This window comes from Enterobacter quasimori (genome assembly GCF_018597345.1).
GTDB classification, from domain to species: domain Bacteria; phylum Pseudomonadota; class Gammaproteobacteria; order Enterobacterales; family Enterobacteriaceae; genus Enterobacter; species Enterobacter mori.
Genome location: NZ_JAHEVU010000015.1, coordinates 1 through 788 on the forward strand (window position 1 = coordinate 1; position 788 = coordinate 788).

Below are 788 nucleotides of genomic sequence, written 5' to 3' on the forward strand. Positions count from 1 at the left end.
TCGTCCATCGCGATTGGGTGGATCAGAGTCACAACCATCTTGATGTTGTCGCCTGGCATTACCATCTCAACGCCTTCTGGCAGTTCGATGGTACCGGTCACGTCAGTTGTACGGAAGTAGAACTGTGGACGGTAGCCTTTGAAGAACGGAGTATGACGGCCGCCTTCGTCTTTGGACAGGATGTACACTTCAGATTCGAACTTGGTGTGTGGCTTGATTGAGCCTGGCTTCGCCAGAACCTGACCACGTTCGATTTCTTCACGTTTGATACCACGCAGCAGAACACCAACGTTCTCACCAGCACGGCCTTCGTCCAGCAGTTTGCGGAACATTTCAACGCCAGTACAGGTAGACTTAGCAGTCTCTTTGATACCAACGATTTCAACTTCTTCGCCAACTTTGATGATACCGCGCTCTACACGACCGGTAACAACGGTACCACGACCGGAGATGGAGAATACGTCTTCGATTGGCAGCAGGAATGGCTTGTCAATCGCACGCTCTGGTTCTGGGATGTAAGAATCCAGGAAGCCAGCCAGTTCGATGATTTTCGCTTCCCACTCAGCTTCGCCTTCCAGCGCTTTCAGCGCGGAACCACGAACGATTGGGGTATCGTCGCCTGGGAAATCGTACTGAGACAGCAGTTCACGAACTTCCATCTCTACCAGTTCCAGCAGCTCTTCGTCATCAACCATGTCGCATTTGTTCAGGAACACGATGATGAAAGGAACGCCTACCTGACGACCCAGCAGGATGTGCTCACGAGTCTGAGGCATTGGGCCGTCAGT

1 protein-coding gene is annotated in these 788 nt (G+C 52.2%); it reads right to left on the bottom strand.

What is annotated here, in order from left to right; translation table 11 throughout:
- Window positions 1-788: elongation factor Tu (locus KK102_RS22060; RefSeq protein WP_216358428.1), on the bottom strand; the 788-nt coding region annotated here is incomplete at both ends.